We start from the raw sequence: 20,040 nt of genomic DNA, 5'->3' as shown, positions 1-20,040 counted from the left end.
CATTGGAGTTAACAGGGTTAACCCGCAGCGGGTCAGGCAATGACACTATACTAAACGGTTTGGTAAAATTAATCAATGGCCCGTTAAGATAAAGGTATAGCGCTATACTCTGTTGCCTCAGTGCCCGGGAGATACCCAAGGATAGACGGTGCTTTCCCATGCACTGAGGCCGTTGGGCTGCTGTCATCTAGCGGCTGGGTGCTATACATGAATCAGTTAGGTTAGGAAGGTAGAAACGCGTGGTCCAAAGTCCGTCAGTGCTGAATGACAAAGCCGTGCAAATCTTGCAGGGAGCCATGCAAGAGTTTCTGCAAAATGGCTATGCGGGCACCAGCATGGACAAGGTAGCGGCCACCGCTGGTGTTTCTAAGCCCACGGTTTATAACTATTTCAAGGATAAAGAAGGTCTGTTTAGGGCATTGGTTCAGTACGTGGCCGAGTCTCGCTGCCAGCAGGTGATGGGGGACGGCAACCTGGAAGGCCGCCCCGAGGCGGTGATTCGACGCTTGGTTACCAAGGCTATCGAAAGCGAGCTGCACGACGTAGATTACCAAAATTTTGTTCGTTTGGTGGCTGGGGAGTCGGGGCGGTTTCCGCAGCTGGCCCAGGCTTTCGTAGAATACCTGACGAAGCCCGCCGCCGATCGCCTCACCGACTACCTGAAAAACTGCCCGGAGCTAGATCTGCCCGATCCAGAAGCCACGGCGCGGATAGTGCTGGGTTCAATGGTGTTTTTCATCATGACCCAAAGCATGATGCACGGGGAAGCCATCATGCCCATGGAACCCAGCCGCCTGGTCGACAGTTTAGTGGATTTGGTGGTGCGATCGTAGGCCGCCCAGGCAAGCACCTGGGCCATATCCCCTCTACCCCGCCTGAACCGGCTCGCTGGCCAGCACCTCCGGCAGTTCAAGTTCGCTGCCGTCGGGGCCTTCCAGCACAAACCCGGCGTCGCGAATCATCGCGTAGTCGGCCTGGGCCGCCTGGCCCGGAGTAGTCAGGTAGTCGCCAACAAAAATGGAGTTGGCGGCATACAGCCCCAGGGGTTGGAGCTGCCGCAGCTGCACCTCGCGCCCCCCGGCAATGCGAATTTCCTGGGCAGGCAGCAGCAGTCGATACAGGCACAAAATACGCAGGCAACGGCGTGGATTCAGCTCCTGGCGTCCCTCGAAGGGGGTCCCCGGAATGGGAATCAGAAAATTCAGCGGCACGCTGGTTACCCCCAGCCGCCTCAGGGTCAGGGCCATGTCAACAATGTCGTCGTTCGACTCACCCAGGCCAAAAATGCCCCCGGAGCAGGTGGTCATGCCCGCAGACTGCACGGCCTCAATCGTCGCCAGGCGATCGCCAAAGGTGTGGGTGGTGCAGATATCGCCGTAGTGGTTTTCGCCCGTGTTGAGGTTGTGGTTGACCCGGTCTACCCCCGCCGCCGCCAGCTGCTGGGTTTGGGCCTCGTCGAGCAGGCCCAGGCAGGCGCAGATTTTCATCGGGTAGCGGGCCTTGACCTGGCGCACGGCCTCCAGCACGTCGCCAAAGACGCGATCGGAGGGCGATCGCCCCGAAATCACCATGCAAAAGGTACCTGCCTTGAGGCTGTTAGCCCGCTCGGCGGCGGCCAAAATTTTCTCCTGGGCCATGAAGGGATATTTCTCAATCTCAGCGGTGGAGAGCTTCGACTGAGAGCAGTAGTGGCAGTCTTCTGGGCACAGCCCGCTCTGGGCATTGAGCAAAAAATGCAGCCGCACTCGGTTACCCCAGTGGTGTCGCCGCACCCGGTAGGCCGCCGCCAGCTGATCGAGCAGGTCGGTATCGGGGGCCGTGAGCACAGCCTGGGCCTGCTCACGGCTCAGAACCTCACCGGCTAGAGCCTGGTCTGCCAGAGCTTGCCAATCGACACGGGATGGAGCAGAGATGGCGGTCATAGCGGTGAGGTCAATGAGTTCCAACGGGGCAAGGTCTATTGTCTCAGATTAAATCCCCCAGGCGGGTTGGCTTGCAAAAGCTGGCTGCATCCTCCCTGGGGAATTGGGGAAGTTATTGCAAGCAGCTGTCGGCCCCCTGGCAATGCCTCTGGGAAATGTCTCGGCTGTGCGGCCAGAAACCCCTGAGAAACCTGGAAGATCGGGACGGTTTTGGCTAGCTATCCTCTAAGACCCGCACATCGACCGCGCTGGTGTTGAAGTTGTAGAGGTCGCCATCGAGTTCGATGGGGGTACCCACTTTGACCTTGGTGTTGCCAAACACCGGGCCGGTGTCGGTCATTTGGGCATTGTCGGCCAGCGTAATCAGCATGTCGATGGTGTAGTCCAGCTCTGGGCGAGGATCGGGCAGGGCTTTGACAGAGCCATCGGGCTGGGGCACCGCCGTACTGCGGGGCAGCAGCCGCGCATCTTTCACCTTGACCTGGCCGTAGGGCTGGTTGCGAATAATGATGTTGGTGGTTTCTGAATTCTTGATGGCATTAAACAATTTCTCGGGGTCGGAGGCGGTCAGCCCCCGCACCATGACGTCCACTTCTACCGGTTTGGTGGTCGCCCCTACCTGCGCCACCGACCCCGACGTACCGGGATACAGAAAAATACCGAACAGCACCATTAAAATAATCAGGCCTGCCGCGACATCTAAGATGCTGACTTTGCCAAACAGGCGACCTTTGGAGTCAAGTAGGGTCATGACTGAAATGCCCTCGACGTAGGGAGGGATTGAGGGTTTCTATAGGAGCGGAATGATCGATACCATTGAAGCACAGGCCGGTTCCTTTGCGGCATTTGGATCGGGGTAGGCCCAGGGGCGCAGGGGCAGAACCCAGGCGGCGCAGGCAGAGCCAAATTTATTATTGGCCACTTCCTGTGGCGGCTCCGGGCTGGGCCGGGCAAGATGGAAGTAGTCATGACCCTCAGCAGCACGCGAGGCGCTTCTATGCTTTCTCCTCTCACTTCGCTAAAGCAGAATTCCTTCCTGCGGCGCGGGCTGTACGGCCTGCTTGCCGCCGTAATGGCCGTCACCATTGGCCTGGCGACTCCCACCCCCTCCCAGGCCGGCATTTTCGACCTGATTTTTCAGGGCATTCGCTATGTGCAGTTGGGCAATCTATCTGACCAGGATGAAGTCAACCTGGGCAGCCAGATCGACCAGCAGCTCAAGGCCCAGGGCGTAAAGGTTTACAACCGCAACTCATCCATCAATGCCTATATCAATGAGGTTGGTCAGCGGCTGGCGGCCAACAGCGATCGCCCCAACATACCCTACACCTTCCAGGTCGTAGAGGATGACAGCATCAACGCCTTTGCGACCGCAGGTGGCTATGTCTACATTCAGTCAGGCTTAATTAAGGCGGCGTCTAACGAAGCCGAACTAGCAGGGGTTATGGCCCACGAAATTGGCCACATTGGCGGTCGCCACGCCATCAATCAAATGCGGCAGACGGCGTTGGCCAGCGGGGTGGCCGGAGCCTTAGAGGTCAGCCAGGATACGCTGGTCAATTTGGGCGTGCAGCTGGCCCTGCAGTTGCCCAATAGCCGCGAAGCCGAGTATGACGCCGATCGCCGTGGGTTCAATACGCTGGGGCGGGCGGGCTACGACCCCAGGGGATTTATCACCTTCATGCAAAAGCTGGAGGGGGGGTCCACCGCCGAGTTTCTCAGCACGCACCCCAACCCCGGCAACCGGGTCAGCAATCTACAGCGCATGAACAGCGAGGGGCTGTATCCCAACAACGGCGTCGGCACCGATGCCAATGCCTACAAGAACCATATTAGAGGACTCTAGAACTAGAAAACTCTGGAAATAGGGCGCAAAACTAAAGGGCTATCGCCTCTTCAGACTCCTCCGGCGGCAAATTCTCAGGCCCCAAAAGCCCAGGTCTGGATCTACCTTGACCCGCTGGGCCAGGGCCGGGGTTTGCTGGGCCAGCAGCTGGTGGACCGTGCGGCTGTCCCCTCCGGTCAGCCCGATCGAGCCATCGGCCCAGTCGGCCTCCCAAGCGCTGATAAAGTCGCGAATGCCCGCCAGCTGCGTATGTAGAATACCGCTGGCGATCGCCGCTGCCGTATCGGTCGCCCAGCGCTGGGGCCACTGGTCTAAATTGAGATCCAGCGCGGGCAGCCGATCGGTGTGGGCGTGGAGGGCTAAGAGCTGCGATCGCAGCCCCGGCAAAATAGCACCCCCGATCAGGCGTTGGTCTGCCCCAGCGGTAAAAGTCAGGGCAGTGCCGCAGTCAATCACCAGGGTTGGCCACCCCCAGACTTCTCCAGCCCCCGCCAGGGCCAGGGCGCGATCGACGCCGAGGGTTGGGTAGGTATTTTGCAGCGGCACCTCGGCGGTGGTGACCTGATGCAGCGCCGGGTAATGGGCCAGCCAATCGAGGGGAGCGTCTACCACTGAAGCCAGCCACAGTTCAGGCGGCGGCCCAGCCCAAGGTATGCCGCCATCCGCTAAAGCAGGCGGTAGGGTTACCGAACTGTCGATCTGCTGCCAGGCGCTAGGGGCAAAGTGACGCCGTTGCAGCATTTGAACCTGAGTCTGAGATAGGTGTGCCGTATGCCAGCTGCCCAGCCAGCGATCGCTCGAGGAAACCTGGCCCTGCCCATTCGCCTCAAAAGCACCCCAGTGCCAGCGGCTGTTGCCCATAATCAAGGCCAGCCACACAGCGCGTTGACCTGTGTCCATAGCTCAACTATTAATAGCTAAACAAAAAGCTGTTCCAAGAAAAATCTTTTAAGCCGGGGCGTTTTGCCAGCGAATTCTTATCTCCAGAATAGTCTAGGGCGCCGGACGTTAGAAATAACCCTTTAAACAACTGAAGAGTGACCATCGTGGCCACTCTCCGTTAAAACTTTTGTGATATACGCCAGACAAACTCGGGATTGCCGTGGCTGGAATAGGTTGCTTAACCGAGTTAAACACCTCTAGAATGAAGGAAAAGTTAGCGGAATCACAAAGCTCGCTAAACTACACTTGCTACCACAACCCGTTGTCTGGCCGACAATTAGGATAGGTTAAGCCAAATAATGACTACCTCTAAGAGGGTTGTAAACAGCGATTTTGGGTTTTTTCAGCTTACTTGCAAGCTCTACAGGGCGATAAAACCGAATTGGGCTTGCGGGTTATTCAGTTGTTTTCGATATATCCAAATTATCACAGTAGGCGGGAGGTGAGAAGGCCATTGACCTATCGTTACTCACCGTTACAGGGATTAGCAATGGTAACAACACTTCCCGCAAAAAATAGACGATTGGATCCTCTAAGCCCCTAATTTAAGCTAAATTGAGCGGATCTACATCAATGGTGAGGCTAACTGAAGCGGGGCAGTACTGCTTCAAGTCTTGCAGGTTGGGCAGAGCATGCCCCAGCGGTCCCTTGACGAGCAGATGCCAGCGATAGCGCTGCGCCAGGCGGGGTATGGTGGCCGGAGCCGGGCCCAGCAGTTGATAGGGCGAGCCTTTGAGGGCCTGGGCCACACGCTGTGCCAGAGCTTCAGCCGTTTCCTGCACTCCGATAGGATCGGTGCTGCTCAGCCGCAGCAGGATCATCTGCCCGGCTGGGGGGTATTGCAACAGCTGCCGCTGCGTCCATTCTGTGGCGATAAAACCCTCGTAGGCGTGCCGAGTAACGGCCTCTATGACGGGGTGCTCAGGGGTGTAGGTCTGCAAAATTACCTGCCCCGGCAGGGTGCCGCGACCGGCCCGACCCGCCACCTGAATCAGCATTTGCAGCGCCCGCTCGCTGGCCCAGTAATCATTCATATATAGGAGTCCATCGGCGGCGATGATGCCCACTAGCGTGACCTGGGGCAGATCGATACCTTTGGTCAGCATTTGGGTGCCCACCAGCAGGTCGGCATTGCCCTCGGCAAAGCGGGTGAGCAGGGCGCGATGGGCGCCTTTAGTGCGCGTGGTGTCGCTGTCGAAGCGAATGCAGCTCAGGTCTGGAAAGGTTTCGCCCAGAGCATTGACCACCCGCTGGGTACCGCTGCCGAAGTGCTTGAGGTAGGGCGAGCTGCATGCGGGGCACTGCTTGGGGTGGCCCTGGCTAAAGCCGCAGTAGTGGCAGCGCAGGGTCATGGCGCTGTTTGCCTTGGGCTGGTGGTACGACAGCGACACATCGCAGTGGGGGCACATCATGACATGGCCGCAGCTGCGGCACGATACAAAGCTGCTGTGCCCCCGCCGATGAATGAACAGCAGGCCCTGGTTACCCTCGGCCTTCATGTTGGCCAGGGCTGTTTGCAGCGGGCGGCTGAGAATACTGCGGTTGCCGTCTTGCAGTTCGTCGCGCATATCGACCACGGCGACCGTGGGCAGGGGCTGGGCCTGTACCCGCTCGGGCAGCGATAGGTAGGTCCAGGGTAGAGAGTGGGGCGTGGGGGCGTGGGGGCGTGGGGGCGTGGGGGCGTGGGGGGGAGCTGGGCTAATGGTGGGTATTGCCCAATCTGGGTTTTCCTGCTGGCTTTCGCCCGGCCCCCGGCACTGCACCCAGGTATCTAGCGATGGCGTGGCTGAGCCAAGCACCAGGGGACAGTTCTCTAATTCAGCCCGCCAGCGGGCAACGGTGCGGGCGTGGTAGCAGGGGGGAACGTCTTGCTTGTAGCTGCTGTCGTGTTCTTCGTCAAGAATAATGAGTCCCAGGTTGGGCAGAGGCATAAAGATGGCGGAGCGGGTGCCGACGACCACTAGCGGGGTTAGGGGCCGCAGGCTCTGCCGCCAGGTATCGTAGCGTTCGCCATCGGCCAGGCCGCTGTGGTATACCCATACCCGATCGCCAAAGCGGCGGCGAAAGCGATCGGTGAGCTGGGGGGTGAGGCCAATTTCGGGCACCAGCACCAGGGCCGACTGTCCGGCGGCAAGGCGAGGGGCGATCGCCTGTAGATACACCTCGGTTTTGCCCGACCCGGTCACCCCGTGGAGCAAAAACTGACGGCCCTGCGAATGCCTATTTATAGAGTCGAGGGCGGCGGCCTGATACCCGGTTAGGGCCTTGGGCTGGTCAGGCGTTAGCGCTGGCCCAGATTCAGCCCGCAGCTGCTCGCGGGGCTCAATCACCAGGCAGCCGGCCTGGGCCAGCCGCTTGAGCGTGGGGCTGGTGGTCTGACACAGCTGTAGGGCATCGCTCAGCCATAGATCGCCGCCCTGACGGCGCAGGGTTGCAATGATGTCCTGCTGACGAGGGGTGAGATCGATGGGCAGCGGGTCGCCGCCCACCAGGGTGACCGCCTGGCGCCGCTTGGCCTGGGGCGGCTGGGGCGGCGACAGGTAGGACTCGGCCCAGCCCAGCTGAACCAGCTGCTGCATGGCCCGATAGCTGTGGCCGCGCTTTTGCAAATAGGGCCAGGTGTAGTCTGCGGAGCGCGATCGCTGGAGGTCGTCGAGGAGAGCGGAGCCCCCCGGCGATAGAACATCGGGGCGAGTCTGGGGAACGCGATCGCGCCTGAGCCGCAGTCGTCGCTGCGACCTGGCCAGCAGCCCTGGCGGCAGCGCCGTCTTGAGCACCTGCATCAGCGGCACCTGGTAGTGGTGGGCGACTCGCTGCAGCAGCGCCCAGTAGGAGGGCGCGAAAAACCGCTGTTCGACGATGCCCCCTACGGCGCGAATCTGGTCGGGCAGCAGATTCGCTGGCGGAGTGGGGGAAAGGGAAAGCGCGATCGCCCCAACACTCTGGTGACGAAAGGGCACCGTTAAAATATCGCCCACCTGCACCTTTAAATGAGCAGGCACGGCATAGGTATATTCGGCGGGCTGACCGCCGTAGTCCACCAAAACATTGACCCACTGGGGCTGGGTATTGCTCTCACCAAGGCCCACGCTTGCTACACCACCTACGCTACCTCTGCCAGTGTACGAGTCTGGGCCAGAGATTAGCCGTTTAGCGCCCCAAAACCCCCAGGTTTTCCACAGCATATTTTCTGTGGAAAACTTTTTCACCCTGTGGAAAACTCTCCCTTAGGGTCTAACAGAAAATAGCCCAGAGATCTTCCCCAGGGGCAACAGCAACGGACTCTACCTAAAGGGATAAGCCATTATTCCTAGGCAGCGATCAATGCCTAGGCAAAGTATCTGAGGATAGCAAAAAACCAGTCCAGGTTTCCCTTAGATTTTTAGTCCATTTTTTGATTTCGCTGTTACACTACGCAAGTTGCCAAAGAAATGTTACATTGCCTGGGAATTCACAAAAATATCCGTATTGTGGACTCACAAAATAAGTCCGAGATCCAGTTCCGGGATCAAGCGTTTTGTCAGGGGTTGCCATCAGCAGGGCGCTCCCAATATACATGCTCCAAATCCGCACGCTTTGACCTGTAGGTATACAGTTCTCCTTACCCCATGACTACTACATATAACTCTGACAGAGACAGTTCTATTGCTTGGCCCGACGAATCCATAGATGGGTTCGACACCGACCTAAATCGGATGGCAGAAAAGGTCTCGGCGGCGGATAGCCAGCTCACCCCTGACCTCACGGCCTGGGACGAAGACCGCGAGGTACTGGCTAAGTTTTCTCAGTCAGAGGCGATGTCGGAGATGGGGCTGTCGGGCTACAGCAAGACCCTAACTGACGATGCCGTTGGCGCTTTCTTTAAGGAGATGGCTCGCTATCCTCTGCTAAAACCCAGCGAAGAAATTGAGCTGGCGCGGCAGGTCAGGTTCCTATCTAAGGTTGAAAGCGCCAGCGAAAAACTTCAGAAAGAGTTGGGCCGTAAACCCAATCGTCAGGAGTTGGTAGAGAAGTTAAAGATCAGCGAGGCCGAATTCACCCAAAAACTCCATGAGGGTCGCACCGCCAAGCGCAGAATGATTCGCTCTAATCTGAGGCTCGTGGTGTCGATCGCCAAGCGGTATTTAAATCGCGGGGTGCCCTTTCTCGACCTAATTCAGGAGGGCGCGCTGGGGCTGAACCGAGCCACCGAAAAATTTGATCCCGACAAGGGCTACAAGTTTTCGACCTACGCCTACTGGTGGATTCGTCAGGGCATTACCCGCACCATTGCCAACGATGCCCGCACCATTCGCCTGCCCATCCACATTGTGGAAAAGTTGAACAAGCTGAAAAAAGCTCACCGCGATCTGCGCCGCGATTTGCAGCGCAACCCCAGTGAGCAAGAGCTGGCCGATGCCCTCGATGTTTCGGTCGACCAGCTCAGGAGTTTGCAGCAGGTGCGCAGGCGATCGCTCTCCCTCAACCACCGCGTCGGCAAAGGGGAAGACACCGAACTGATGGAGCTTCTGGAAGACAGCAGCACCCAGACGCCGGAATCTAAAATTAGCGAAAACATGATGCGCCAGGAGATTACCAGCGTGCTGGCCGAGGTGCTAACCGAGCGCGAAAAGGACATTATTACTCTGCGCTACGGCCTCGCTACGGGCGAAACCCACACCCTAGAAGAGGTGGGCGGCATTTTTAACCTGTCGCGGGAGCGGGTGCGCCAAATTCAGACCAAGGCCATGCGCAAGCTGCGGCGGCCCCAGGTAGCGGCCCGCCTCAAGGGCTGGCTGAAGTAGATCGCTGCCCTCTATCTATATTTCTTGATTCCTTTTTCTGGTGTGCCTGACCCTGGACAGGCTTCTAAGTTTCCTCCTCAGATCACCTTATGCCCCCCTTTTTCAAGGGGGGTTTTAGTTGGAATGGGCAGGGCCAGCGACAGGGAGAATCTGGCCGACCCAGCCATCGCCCTCTCCGCCCCACAAACTGCACCTATGGATGCCATTCATCTCACCAATATTCGAGCCTACGGCTACACCGGAGCGCTGCCCGAGGAGAACGTGCTGGGCCAGTGGTTTCAGGTCGATATTATTTTGTATTTAGATTTGGCTGAGGCCAGCGAGAGCGATCGCCTGGCCGACACCCACGACTACCGCACGGTGATCAACCGCGCCCAGCACATTGTTCGGGAAGCAAACTATGTGCTGATTGAGCGCCTGGCCGGGGCGATCGCCGCCGCCGCCCTGGAGTCTGACCCACGTCTACAGCGGGTGACGGTTCGGGTGACAAAGCTCACGCCGCCTATCCCCGACTATACAGGCCAGGTTGCGGTAGAAATTACCCGCGATAGAATCCAGTAGGAGCAAACGGTCGTTTGCCTTCAGTTGACGGGCTGATTCGATTTTCTGGCGGTAAAGAATCTGGCGGGCAGTGCCCTGCGGTAGCTAATGACTTCTTCTACAACTAACTCGCGTCAGCAGATTAGAGCCGAGCTAGAGCGCATGCCCGACTGGCTGCGCCGCCCGATTGGCAACGCCAGCGAGATTTCAACGGTGCAGCGCATCGTCAAAGAGCGGCAGATTCACACCATTTGCGAAGAGGGCCGCTGCCCCAACCGGGGCGAATGCTACGCCAACCGCACTGCCACCTTTTTGCTGATGGGGTCGGTGTGCACCCGCGCCTGCTCGTTCTGCCAGGTGGAGAAAGGCCATGCGCCCATGACCCTCGACCCCCACGAGCCAGAGCAGGTGGCCGAATCCGTCCGTCTCTTGGGCCTGCGCTACGTGGTGCTGACCTCGGTGGCGCGGGACGACCTGGCTGACCACGGGGCGAGCTGGTTCGTCACCGTGATGGAGAGAATTCGCCAGGTGAATCCAGGGACTGATATTGAAGTGCTGACCCCAGATTTTTGGGGCGGATCGTCGCGGGACGACGGCCAAGCCGATCGCGTTCAAACCGTTGTGGCGGCAAAGCCCGCCTGCTACAACCACAACCTGGAGACCGTGCGGCGACTGCAAGACCCGGTGCGGCGGGGGGCCAAGTACGATCGCTCCCTGCGCGTTCTGTCTCTGGTAAAAGAATTTGATCCCTCAGTGCCCACTAAGTCAGGGTTGATGGTCGGTCACGGCGAAACCGAGGCGGAACTAATTGAGGCCATGGAAGATTTGCGGGGGGTGGGGTGCGATCGCATCACCCTGGGCCAGTACATGCGCCCCTCGCTGGCTCACCGCCCGGTTGCACGGTACTGGACGCCAGAAGAATTTGACCGCCTGGGCGATATCGCCCGCGAACTCGGCTTTGGGCACGTGCGCTCTGGCCCCCTGGTGCGCAGCTCGTACCACGCCGGAGAAGCCCCGTGACGGGACAACCCTGGCGGCTAATTCCCCTGCTGGATGCCCCCGGTGCAGTGCAGATGGCGATCGACACCTGGCTGCTCGACCAGCACCAGCACCACGGCCATCCGCCCGTCCTGCGGTTCTACACCTGGAATCCGGCGGCGATTTCGCTAGGCGTCAGCCAGCGGCGGCAGATACCGGACCACTGGCGCAACCTGAGTTGGCAGGGGCAGCCTGTGGATCTGGTGCAGCGACCAACCGGCGGACGCGGCGTGCTGCACCAGGGCGATCTGACCTATGCCCTGGTTACGTCTGCGGTTGAAGGTAGCCGAAGTCAGGTCTACCGCTTCCTCTGCCAATTCTTAATTGAGGGTTGGGCAAAGCTGGGCGTATCGCTAGGGTTTGGCCAGCCCGATCGCGACTACAGTCGTTCATCCAACTGCTTTGCCCTGGCTACCAGCGCCGATCTAGTCGATTCTCAAGGTCATAAAGTTATTGGCAGCGCCCAGCTGCGGCGCGGCACCTACCTGTTACAGCATGGATCCATAAGTCTCGCTCCCGATCCAGAGCTGTGGCAGCAGGTGTTTCAAACGCCGGGGCCACAGCCGAACCAGGCTCAGCTAGCGATGCAGCGTGGGCTAACCCTATCTCAGGTGATGGCATCGCTAACTCAGGCTGCCGCAGATTGTTTTAATGCTCAGCTCATGGCCCAGCCGCTCAGCGATCGCGAGTGGATCGACATCTATGCTCTAGCCCAAAAAAATGGCCCGGAGTGCCAGCGCACCGGGCCATCTGCCGTATCGTCTAGAAGCTAGCTCATGGCTGATGAGCCGCGATCGTACCCAGAGAAATCGTGGGGCATTTTGCCCTGAATATGGCTTTCATAGTGGGCGGCATCCTCAACGGGAATGCCAACCTCAGCGGCTAGCCGCACCATCATGCCTTGTTCGCGCCGACGGCTGCGCTGGTGGCGACGAATAAACAAGTTCCTCGCCAGGTCGGAAATGCTGGTCGCCGGAGCAGCGCTGGCGGGCACCGGGTCGGCCACAACCGCTGGAGCAGTCGCCAGACTAGCCGCAACGGCAGGAATTTCTACCGGAGCCGCAGGGGCTGCAATACCAGTGCGATAGGGCACTCCGCGCCAGGTCAAATCTGCAGCGGGCTGGGCTGGCAGCTCGGCCAGGGCTTTAAATACCACGGGCGCACCGCGATAATGGCCTGTGCCAAGGGTTTTACCCAGCTTGGGCGCAGGGTTAAAGGTCAATTCGTAGCTAATGCCGCGATAGGTGAGTTTCATAATGTCGCCTCCTAGAAGCGATGGCGTAGTGAGGCGCGTTCCTTCGGGAGTTTCCCTACTTCCGTCTCTTTGCCAGGGTGCCTGAGGGGCATGCACCGACTTAACGGGCAGTGAGATGAACGATTCATTTCATATCTGTATAATACGCTACTGTTTTTTGGGAATATCGGCTTTTGACAATTCTATACAGAGGGTCAAGCCCCGATATGACCCATGAAAGTTATTCATGCCAGCCATGACAGAAAGCTTTTGTTATTTCTGATACAGAAATATATGGTGGTATTGAGGGTGAAAAACCCTTCGCACGCAAAAGGAGATCTTTCCATGAACACCAGCTATTGGCCAATCCATACGTTTAGCCCTGCATCCAGCCTGGCTACCCAGCTCAAATCGTTTTGGAATAAAACGCTGACCCACCTAGAAGCCACCACAGAACCTCGGGTGTGGACCAGCAGCACCTCTGGCGAACCCCGCTGGAGCGCCTACGATCCTATGACTCAGCTTGCCATTGACCACGCCTCTGCCGACGAGTTGCGCACCTGGCTAGAGGAGTTGCACTATCGCAACTAGTAGACTGGGGCACAAGTGTGACGACTATTGTCAATCGCAGGGGAGCAGGGGAGCTAGGGAGCCAAGCGAGCTGGAACAGTCGGCATAGTTCAGCCTTCGAGTACCAGGTATAACCGGGCGCAAGTAGGGCATTAAACCCAATTTCGCGCTGATGGCTTCACTACAGGTCTGCCCACGCCTCTATTTCCTGCACATTTATTTAATGGGCAAGGGCGGAGTCTCTAACTATAGTCATGGCAGCGTTGCGTTTTCCCTAGAGGGAGTTGCCGCAACCTGGGCCAGATTGGCCAGCCATTTCGCTCCAAAGGAGCTGCTATGACATCGGTATTGATTCAGGGTGGTCGCATTGTCACGGCGGTAGACGATTACCAGGGCGACATTCTCATTCAAAATGGCCGCATTGAAGCCATTGGCCGCCAGCTTTCGGTGGAGAATGCAGAGCGCCACGATGCCGCCGGGTTGCTGGTGCTGCCCGGCGGCATTGACGCCCACGTGCACATGGAAACCCCCATGGGCAACGATGTCTATACCTGCGACAGCTTTGAAACGGGCACGCGATCGGCGGCCTTTGGCGGCACCACCACCATCATTGACTTTGCCCAGCAGTTCCACAACGACAGCCCCAAGGCCGCGCTGGACAGGCGCCTGGCGGCAGCAGAGCCCCAGTGCTGCGTCGACTATGCCTTCCACGTTATTCTCACGGACGTAAACCCTGAATCTCTGGCAGAACTGCCCGATTTAATCAACCACGACGGGGTTTCTAGCTTTAAGCTCTACATGGCCTACCCCGGCGTGCTGATGGTAGACGATGCCGATATTTTTAGAACCATGCGCCGCACAGGCGATCATGGCGGCATGGTCAACCTCCACGCCGAAAACGGGGTGGTGATTCAGGCGCTGATTGAGGAAGCGCTGGAGCAGGGCAACACCTCGCCCAAGTACCATCAGCTCACTCGTCCCCGGCTGATGGAGGGTGAAGCCGCCCACCGGGTGATTCGGATTGCGGAGCTGGCGGAGGTGCCGGTGTACATTGTGCACCTGTCGGCGAAGGAGGCTCTGGAGGCGGTGGTGGAGGCGCGCGATCGCGGCATCCATGCCTTTGCCGAAACCTGCCCTCACTACCTATTCCTCGATGGGTCTGAGTACGATGCCCCCGGCTTTGAGGCGGCAAAGTACGTGATGACCCCACCCCTGCGGGACCATGACTGCCAACACGCCCTCTGGCGGGGGTTGCAGTTTGACGACTTGCAGCTAGTGGCCACCGACCACTGCCCCTTCTGCATGAACGAAAACCCCCTGGGCATTCTCAAGTCAAAGCAGTTTGGCCGCGAAAACTTTAACCGCATTCCCAACGGTGCCCCTGGGGTGGAGCTGCGGCTCACCCTGCTTTACGATGGCGGTGTGAGAGCGGGGCGCATCAACCTCAACCGCTTTGTGCAGCTTACCGCCACCGCCCCGGCCAAAATGTTTGGCCTGTTTCCCCGCAAGGGCACGATCGCCGTGGGCAGCGACGCCGACCTGGTGCTGTTTGACCCCAACGAAACCCACACCCTCAGCGCCAGCACCCACCATTCCCTGGTGGATTACTCGCTGTTTGAGGGGCGCGAGGTAACGGGCAGGGTGAAGAAGGTGTTTCTGCGCGGCCAGTGCATTGTGGATGGGGATGAGTGGCTGGGGGGCGCTGGCATGGGGGAGTACCTGCCGCGCGGCGCGTCGGGGCGAGTTCTGTAGGTTTTTGTAGTTTTTGTAGGTTGGGTGGCGGCAGTGATCTGATAAAAAGACTATCGCCCCAATGATTGCCGACAAGGCCGCGATCGCGGCGGTGGGGCTTGGGCCTGTGAAGCGCTATATAGGGTAAGTTAATCTGAGTTCGGGATAAGAAAATTCTCTGCACAGGTAGGCCTGCTGTCCCCTCCTGGGAGGGGTAGGGGTGGGTCAGGCGGGGCTAGTTGCGGAACTTCACCGTCTCCAGCCAATTCCTTGCGGTAGCCGTTTTGACCCACCCCGCCCTCCGGGCACCCCTCCAAAGGAGGGGACGGCATTATCCCGAACTGAGGTTAAATTAGGCCGTCTGCGACTGGGGAGCGGGAGACTGAGCCGTGGCGCTTTGTCGGCGCGATTTGCGAAACTGCTGAGAAAGATCTTCGGTAGTGCATTAGTGCACGGGAAAGAGGAAAATCAGGCGATACCATCACGAGGACAAGGAAGTCGGCCCCATGACGATTGAGATGACCTGTCCGACCTGTGGGTCTCATGACATCTCCAAGAACGGCACTAGCCACCGAGGGAAGCAAAACTACAAGTGCCGGGACTGTGGACGTCAATTCGTCGAAGATCCGCAATGGCGACCGAAGCCGAAGGAGACGAAGGCACTGGTGAATCGGCTGTTACAGGAGAAGATCCCGCTGGCGGGCATTGCGAGGGCCACGGCGGTGTCAGAGAGTTGGCTTCAAGGTCATGCCAATGCCGTCTATGAGGCGGTTCCCCAAACGGCGGCGGTCATTCCCAAGCCCAAAGGCCCGCTAGCGGTGCAGATGGATGAATTGTGGTCTTTTGTCGGTCATAAAGGCAATAAACAATGGGTCTGGTTGGCCATGGATGCCAAGACCCGAGAAATTATTGGTTGCCACATCGGTGACCGCTCTCGGGAGTCGGCCATCGCCTTATGGCAGTCCATCCCAGCGGTCTATCGACAATGCGCCAAGGTCTACACTGACTTCTGGGAGGCCTACGTCACGGTGATTCCGAGCAAACGGCATGAGGCCGTGGGCAAAGACAGCGGCTTGACGAGTTATATCGAGCGCCTGAACAACACCCTGAGGCAGCGAATTGCCCGACTGGTGAGGAAGACCCTGTCGTTCTCCAAGAAGCTCAAGAACCATATCGGGGCGATCTGGCTGTTCATCCATGACTACAATCGCCAAATCAGACAGAAGCTCGCAGAGCAAGGTGACCTCGTCTTTTCCTCTGGCCTGCACTAAAGTGCACTACCAGATCTTCAATGACGTCATCCAGCCCTCTATTTTTGCCTGTCACTTTGGCGGAGTTGTAGGCTAGCCGGGCTGCGGCATAGGCTTCGCTACCGGCCAGCATTTGGGTATCTTCCAGCAGTTCTTTGAAGTGGTTCACGGCCTGCAAAATAGGGTTCAGCGCTTCGAAGAGGGCTAGATCGCGGCGGGCTTCTTCGACATCGAGATGGCGCGGCATCATGTCGATGTGTTGGGCGGCCATGTCTAGAGCGCGAGTGGTAAATGTTTGCGACTTGAGACCCATTTTGGTCATTTGACGTCGCTCTTGGGGAGTTAAACCAATCAGGAAGGTAAGCTGCTCGCGAATCTCTTTAAACTGATCCAAGATCTCTGAAACCTCTTGGGCAGATAGTGTAGCCGTTACGGTTTGATTGTTCATTTTGGATTTTCAAATAGGGGATGATGCATCCCGTGATGCACTTTTCAATAAATCCTCTATGAAAGCTTCGACTAGCTTCTGTAAATATACGGGAGTTGATGTGTATCAAGCCTGGTTGACTGACAAAACTAGGCCGTCGCGTATTGGTACGTTCGTATCTTGAATTCCACTTGGTAGGTGCGGCGGTGGTGTTGATTCCGCGAGGCCATGGCGGGTTGAGGATCTCGGTTGCCGGTGAAGACGACACGCCGAATAAGCCGCCATCCGCTCTCCAAGGCAGTTTTAACCCAGTCGGTGCCAATGCGAAAGTAGCTGTTACCCCGGAACCAATGGGGGTCCACCCAGCGACGCCGACCCGACTCGACCACGTCAACGCCTTGAGCGGTTACATAGAGGGTCGCGACGGCCAGGATAAACCAGAGGCGAGAGAGGGCACAGATGGAGCGAAGCTCTGATTTCTGAACATTCCAGCCATTCGATTGGTCATCTAAGAAGGTCTCTTCAATATCAAACCTCAACCCGTATTCCTCGAAGGTATGCAGGGAGGTGGGTTCATCACTGATGATGGCCCAAAACTCACCATTAATGTTGTTGTAACCAAACGCCAGATGGACAGGGCCAAACCACTGACCCTGATGGAGTTTGACGTTGTGAAAGCACAAGGCTTCACCGCGGTTCAGATGGAAGTCCTTCAGTTGATGCCAGCCTTTCCCCTCCCGCCAAATCCAGGTGTCTCGCTTCAGACGAATGCGGTAGTGCCACCCGAGTTGAGTGCTCATTGCTCGCATGCAGTCGGTGTGAACAAAGCCTCGGTCCGCCAGCAGCACCACCTTGACGCCCTGAGGAAGTCGGTCAACGGCTTGGTGCAGCATCTCGCGATAGTCCGAGAACGACACCGATGCGCTTCGCCGTTTTAGCACCCGCCAGACCACCGGCATGGCTCGTCCTCGATGAACGACGGCCAATCGCACCAAGCAATACTCATCCCAAAACACGGAGGTGTCTAAGCTTAGATAGAGCACGTCCTCTTGCCAATGGGCTAATGCCGCTTGAATCAGGGGTTTATAGAGGCGATGCACGTTAATGCGGCTGTTGTGCAACCACCGACTGAGTCGGCGTTGTTTACTTTGCGCCTGGTGGCCCCGGCACGGCAGATGCGGCAACCATCGGGTCAAATTCACCTCACCGGTATGGATTAACGCGACGACCATCCAGAGACAGGTGGTCAGATGGGTCAGGTGAACCCATTCACCCGATTGACTCGTCCAGATTTTCAAGGCATCGTAGAGGCGGGAGTTTTTTTCACAGCATTCTTGATGTTGAGTGGTATCTCATCTTAGAATGCTGGCTCCCGCACAGATTTTCAAGGTCGCTCAAGCCCCCTAGTGTCAATCGTTTCAAGAACTTGACAAGCACCTTTTGTCAGTCAATCAGGTATCAAGCTGTCAATAGGCAAAATGGCGTAGGCTCCTGGAGTAAAGTCCTTCGGATTCGCTCCAGAACACTGCCAACTCTATATTTTTCTCCATCGATTCTGTTTAGAGCGTTGTCGATTCTGTATTTTTCTCTGTCAATTCTGTTTGAAGCATCGTCAATTCTATATTTTTCTCTATCAATTCTGTTTGGGGCACTGTCGATTCTATATTTTTCTTCGTTAGCGCATTGCGAACGGGAATCGATGACCCTCTGAATAAAGTTAAGGTTTTGGGCGACCCTGTGGTTTTGCCTTAGGGCTTCTTGTCCTTGGCATCACGGCGGTCCGTGACGAGGCGTCTCTATGCACCCGTCAAAACGTGGCAGCTAAACTACTTTGGTAGCGATCGTGATAATGGTGAAGCTCAACGACGGCAGGCAGCCTCTTGCTTCTGGCCGACCAATTACCTGCTGTCCGTTGCAGCGAGGTGTTAGCCTGCTCTAGACTTAGGTATACCTAATCAACCTATCCGCATTATGAGCTATCGCGACATCATTACGATTGAACCTGATAAGCGTGGTGGCAAGCCATGCATTCGCCGGATGCGGATTACGGTTTACGATGTTCTGGGGTGGTTAGCAGCTGGCATGTCTACCGATGAGATCATTGACGACTTTCCAGAATTAACGGAAACCGATATTAGAGCTTGCCTGGAGTTTGCCGCTGATCGTGAACATCGTTTAGTTGCATCGGTGAGTGCTGCTTGAAACTGCTGTTTGATCAAAACCTCAGTCGTAAGCTGGTTAATCGGTTAGCTGATATTTTTCCTGAATCCAGCCATGTCCAATTTCACAACCTAGCTGAGAAAACAGATACCGAGATTTGGGAATTTGCTAAGCTCAATGACTTCTGCATCGTGACGCAAGATGCAGATTTCCCTGAAAGAAGTCGGCTTTATGGTTCTCCACCCAAAGTTGTTTGGCTCCGGTGCGGTAATGCACCAACCAGCCAAGTTGAAGTATTAATTCGTTCCGGAGAAATAGCAATTCAAGAACTCTTGAGCAACCCCGATTTGCACTGTCTGGAGCTTCATTAGTTGGTAGGTTGGGTTGAGTTTGCGAAACCCAACACTTAAAAAAACGGCGCAACCATTCAGCCAGAATAATTCAAGAACTGATGAAGATATCATCCCTCAAGACACGATGTTCTGGGAGTAAGGATTTTTCCAGCTTGTTGGGTTTCCTTCGTCAACCGGGAGCATCCCACTTTCGACAAAATAGTCAACTTGCGAGTTGACCATTGAGGTAGGCACAGCGCAGACTCAACATTGCATTGACGGAGGCCGTATTCCAGCGGGCACCCGAGATTTGGAGACGTCGCCCAATCTGTTTGACAGCCGACTCAACGGCTCCTGAACCAATGGAGCAGAGTTGCTCACTCTGATAGGCTCCATAATTCACGATGCGAGCCCGATGGGTGCTCAGATAAGCTTCAAAGTTGCGGGCTTGCTTGCGCCGACAGTCCGCAAAGAGGGCCTGGGCAGACGCCACCTCACCTTGCCATAACAGCGTTTCCGCCGCCGCTAAGCGCTTGAGCGACCCACCGACTTTGTAGAGGTTTTCTTTGAGGTGATACCAATCGAGGATTTCCCAACGGGTCTCAACGGTGGTGAGTTGACTAAACAAATTCCACACTCCAGCGTGACCATCGCCCAGACAGACCAGCGGGGAGAGCAATCGCTGAGCGCTGAGATAGTCAATCAAGCTCTCATTGTCCTGGAAGAAGGCGTTGTAGTAGATCCCTTGCACCCGCACCGCTTTGTAGTCTCGCCACGGGCTGGTGGACTCCACCAGGTCACGCAGACGGACTTTGCCGCCATCAATGCTGACCTCACTGACGCCTTGTTTGGCCTCGGCAGACTCGAACGACTGACGCCCCACCAGGCGTTGTTGGGTCGAGTGCCCGACCTTCATCCCGGTCAGGGCCGCGATGTCATCCTCTGCACCTTGAAACGATTCGTTAGCACTTAAGCGTAAGTTGGCTTTCTCTAGGCCACCACTGAGACGGCTGTAAGCCTTTACGCCTAACTGTTCTCTCCCGGTTCGCTCATTTCTAAGGTGGTTCGTCAGATACGGGCCCCAGCAGGGTGTAAATACTTACCGGGAAGTTGAGAGCCTTTAAGATCTGCTGCTGTAAAGGCGTCAGCTCCGTCAGATGGGCATAGGTCTGCCCTCGTGCATTCACCATGACTAGAGTAATGTCGCGAAAACTGGCCAACAGTAATTCGGCTGTCGGACGTGCCGTCGCCCGCTTGGGATTAC

General features: G+C 57.1%; 18 protein-coding genes, 2 pseudogenes and 1 riboswitch. Of the genes and pseudogenes, 11 read left to right on the top strand and 9 right to left on the bottom strand.

The genetic code is table 11. The annotated features are described in order from the left end of the window. Window positions 1-296: 296 nt before the first annotated feature. Window positions 297-833 carry a TetR/AcrR family transcriptional regulator gene (locus LEPTO7104_RS0113800; protein WP_083887181.1) on the top strand — a complete coding sequence of 179 codons (537 nt, stop codon included), beginning with the start codon at window positions 297-299 and terminating at the stop codon, window positions 831-833. A gap of 33 nt (window positions 834-866) precedes the next feature. On the opposite strand, the gene bioB is transcribed toward LEPTO7104_RS0113800, so the two are convergent. Both bioB and LEPTO7104_RS0113790 read right to left on the bottom strand, forming a co-directional pair. Next, window positions 867-1,922 (bottom strand): biotin synthase BioB, encoded by a 1,056-nt coding sequence (gene bioB, locus LEPTO7104_RS0113795; RefSeq protein ID WP_026072689.1) that lies wholly within the window; start codon window positions 1,920-1,922, stop codon window positions 867-869. 214 nt (window positions 1,923-2,136) lie between these two features. Beyond that, window positions 2,137-2,673 carry a DUF4330 domain-containing protein gene (locus LEPTO7104_RS0113790; RefSeq protein WP_017299170.1) on the bottom strand — a complete coding sequence of 179 codons (537 nt, stop codon included), beginning with the start codon at window positions 2,671-2,673 and terminating at the stop codon, window positions 2,137-2,139. Between the two features lie 246 nt (window positions 2,674-2,919). Here LEPTO7104_RS0113790 and LEPTO7104_RS0113780 point away from each other — a divergent pair, with 246 nt between their 5' ends. Beyond that, window positions 2,920-3,768 carry a M48 family metallopeptidase gene (locus LEPTO7104_RS0113780; protein ID WP_040696694.1) on the top strand — a complete coding sequence of 283 codons (849 nt, stop codon included), beginning with the start codon at window positions 2,920-2,922 and terminating at the stop codon, window positions 3,766-3,768. Between the two features lie 39 nt (window positions 3,769-3,807). Here LEPTO7104_RS0113780 and LEPTO7104_RS0113775 read toward each other — a convergent pair whose 3' ends face one another. Both LEPTO7104_RS0113775 and priA read right to left on the bottom strand, forming a co-directional pair. Further along, complete coding sequence (locus tag LEPTO7104_RS0113775) at window positions 3,808-4,668, bottom strand: pantothenate kinase (protein ID WP_017299167.1); 861 nt, start codon at window positions 4,666-4,668, stop codon at window positions 3,808-3,810. A gap of 587 nt (window positions 4,669-5,255) precedes the next feature. Continuing rightward, the gene (gene priA, locus LEPTO7104_RS0113770; RefSeq protein WP_017299166.1) at window positions 5,256-7,799 is read right to left on the bottom strand and encodes a primosomal protein N'; all 2,544 of its coding nucleotides are present in this window, start codon (window positions 7,797-7,799) and stop codon (window positions 5,256-5,258) included. 519 nt (window positions 7,800-8,318) lie between these two features. Between priA and LEPTO7104_RS0113765 the strand changes: the two genes are divergently transcribed. From LEPTO7104_RS0113765 to LEPTO7104_RS0113750, 4 genes are all read left to right on the top strand, one after another. Next, window positions 8,319-9,494 (top strand): RNA polymerase sigma factor, RpoD/SigA family, encoded by a 1,176-nt coding sequence (locus tag LEPTO7104_RS0113765; protein WP_017299165.1) that lies wholly within the window; start codon window positions 8,319-8,321, stop codon window positions 9,492-9,494. Window positions 9,495-9,689: 195 nt separating this feature from the next. Then, a complete protein-coding gene (gene folB / locus LEPTO7104_RS0113760; RefSeq protein WP_026072687.1) occupies window positions 9,690-10,055 on the top strand; it encodes a dihydroneopterin aldolase in 366 nt (121 codons plus the stop codon). Between the two features lie 87 nt (window positions 10,056-10,142). Next, window positions 10,143-11,054 (top strand): lipoyl synthase, encoded by a 912-nt coding sequence (gene lipA / locus LEPTO7104_RS0113755; RefSeq protein WP_026072686.1) that lies wholly within the window; start codon window positions 10,143-10,145, stop codon window positions 11,052-11,054. After that, window positions 11,051-11,845 carry a lipoate--protein ligase family protein gene (locus LEPTO7104_RS0113750; protein WP_017299162.1) on the top strand — a complete coding sequence of 265 codons (795 nt, stop codon included), beginning with the start codon at window positions 11,051-11,053 and terminating at the stop codon, window positions 11,843-11,845. Before lipA ends, LEPTO7104_RS0113750 begins: the two co-directional genes overlap by 4 nt. Here LEPTO7104_RS0113750 and LEPTO7104_RS41665 read toward each other — a convergent pair. Beyond that, on the bottom strand, window positions 11,842-12,327 hold the full coding sequence (locus LEPTO7104_RS41665) for a DUF4278 domain-containing protein (RefSeq protein ID WP_017299161.1): 486 nt from the start codon (window positions 12,325-12,327) through the stop codon (window positions 11,842-11,844). The two genes, LEPTO7104_RS0113750 and LEPTO7104_RS41665, sit on opposite strands and share 4 nt — an antisense overlap. A gap of 32 nt (window positions 12,328-12,359) precedes the next feature. Beyond that, window positions 12,360-12,451, bottom strand: a riboswitch (Glutamine riboswitch). A 200-nt stretch (window positions 12,452-12,651) separates the two neighbouring features. On the opposite strand from LEPTO7104_RS41665, the gene LEPTO7104_RS33800 reads away from it, so the two are divergent. The 3 genes from LEPTO7104_RS33800 (at window position 12,652) to LEPTO7104_RS0113730 (ending at window position 15,878) form a co-directional block, all read left to right on the top strand. Beyond that, window positions 12,652-12,897, top strand: a complete 246-nt coding sequence (locus LEPTO7104_RS33800; RefSeq protein ID WP_017299160.1) for a hypothetical protein — start codon at window positions 12,652-12,654, stop codon at window positions 12,895-12,897. Window positions 12,898-13,212: 315 nt separating this feature from the next. Further along, the gene (hydA, locus tag LEPTO7104_RS0113735) at window positions 13,213-14,628 is read left to right on the top strand and encodes a dihydropyrimidinase (RefSeq protein WP_017299159.1); all 1,416 of its coding nucleotides are present in this window, start codon (window positions 13,213-13,215) and stop codon (window positions 14,626-14,628) included. Between the two features lie 497 nt (window positions 14,629-15,125). Further along, window positions 15,126-15,878: an IS1 family transposase gene (locus tag LEPTO7104_RS0113730; protein WP_083887169.1), complete on the top strand. Its 753-nt coding sequence runs from the start codon at window positions 15,126-15,128 to the stop codon at window positions 15,876-15,878. Here LEPTO7104_RS0113730 and LEPTO7104_RS0113725 read toward each other — a convergent pair. Then, window positions 15,823-16,305, bottom strand: a complete 483-nt coding sequence (locus LEPTO7104_RS0113725; RefSeq protein ID WP_017299158.1) for a hypothetical protein — start codon at window positions 16,303-16,305, stop codon at window positions 15,823-15,825. The two genes, LEPTO7104_RS0113730 and LEPTO7104_RS0113725, sit on opposite strands and share 56 nt — an antisense overlap. 128 nt (window positions 16,306-16,433) lie before the next feature. Next, window positions 16,434-17,582, bottom strand: a complete 1,149-nt coding sequence (locus LEPTO7104_RS41660; RefSeq protein WP_026072685.1) for a transposase — start codon at window positions 17,580-17,582, stop codon at window positions 16,434-16,436. A 673-nt stretch (window positions 17,583-18,255) separates the two neighbouring features. Between LEPTO7104_RS41660 and LEPTO7104_RS0113715 the strand changes: the two genes are divergently transcribed. Continuing rightward, window positions 18,256-18,486 (top strand): DUF433 domain-containing protein, encoded by a 231-nt coding sequence (locus tag LEPTO7104_RS0113715; protein ID WP_017299156.1) that lies wholly within the window; start codon window positions 18,256-18,258, stop codon window positions 18,484-18,486. Continuing rightward, complete coding sequence (locus tag LEPTO7104_RS38275; protein WP_071527238.1) at window positions 18,483-18,815, top strand: DUF5615 family PIN-like protein; 333 nt, start codon at window positions 18,483-18,485, stop codon at window positions 18,813-18,815. Before LEPTO7104_RS0113715 ends, LEPTO7104_RS38275 begins: the two co-directional genes overlap by 4 nt. A 184-nt stretch (window positions 18,816-18,999) precedes the next feature. Here LEPTO7104_RS38275 and LEPTO7104_RS0113705 read toward each other — a convergent pair. Together LEPTO7104_RS0113705 and LEPTO7104_RS40110 are read right to left on the bottom strand one after the other, a co-directional pair. After that, a pseudogene (locus LEPTO7104_RS0113705) lies at window positions 19,000-19,809 on the bottom strand (ISKra4 family transposase); the annotation flags it as partial. A gap of 22 nt (window positions 19,810-19,831) precedes the next feature. Beyond that, window positions 19,832-20,040 (bottom strand): annotated as a pseudogene (locus LEPTO7104_RS40110) (IS1634 family transposase); the annotation flags it as partial.

Origin of the sequence: Nodosilinea nodulosa PCC 7104 (assembly GCF_000309385.1) — a bacterium.
GTDB classification, from domain to species: domain Bacteria; phylum Cyanobacteriota; class Cyanobacteriia; order Phormidesmidales; family Phormidesmidaceae; genus Nodosilinea; species Nodosilinea nodulosa.
The sequence above is the reverse complement of the archived record's forward strand: the minus strand, read 5'-3'. Positions and strand labels throughout refer to the sequence as shown.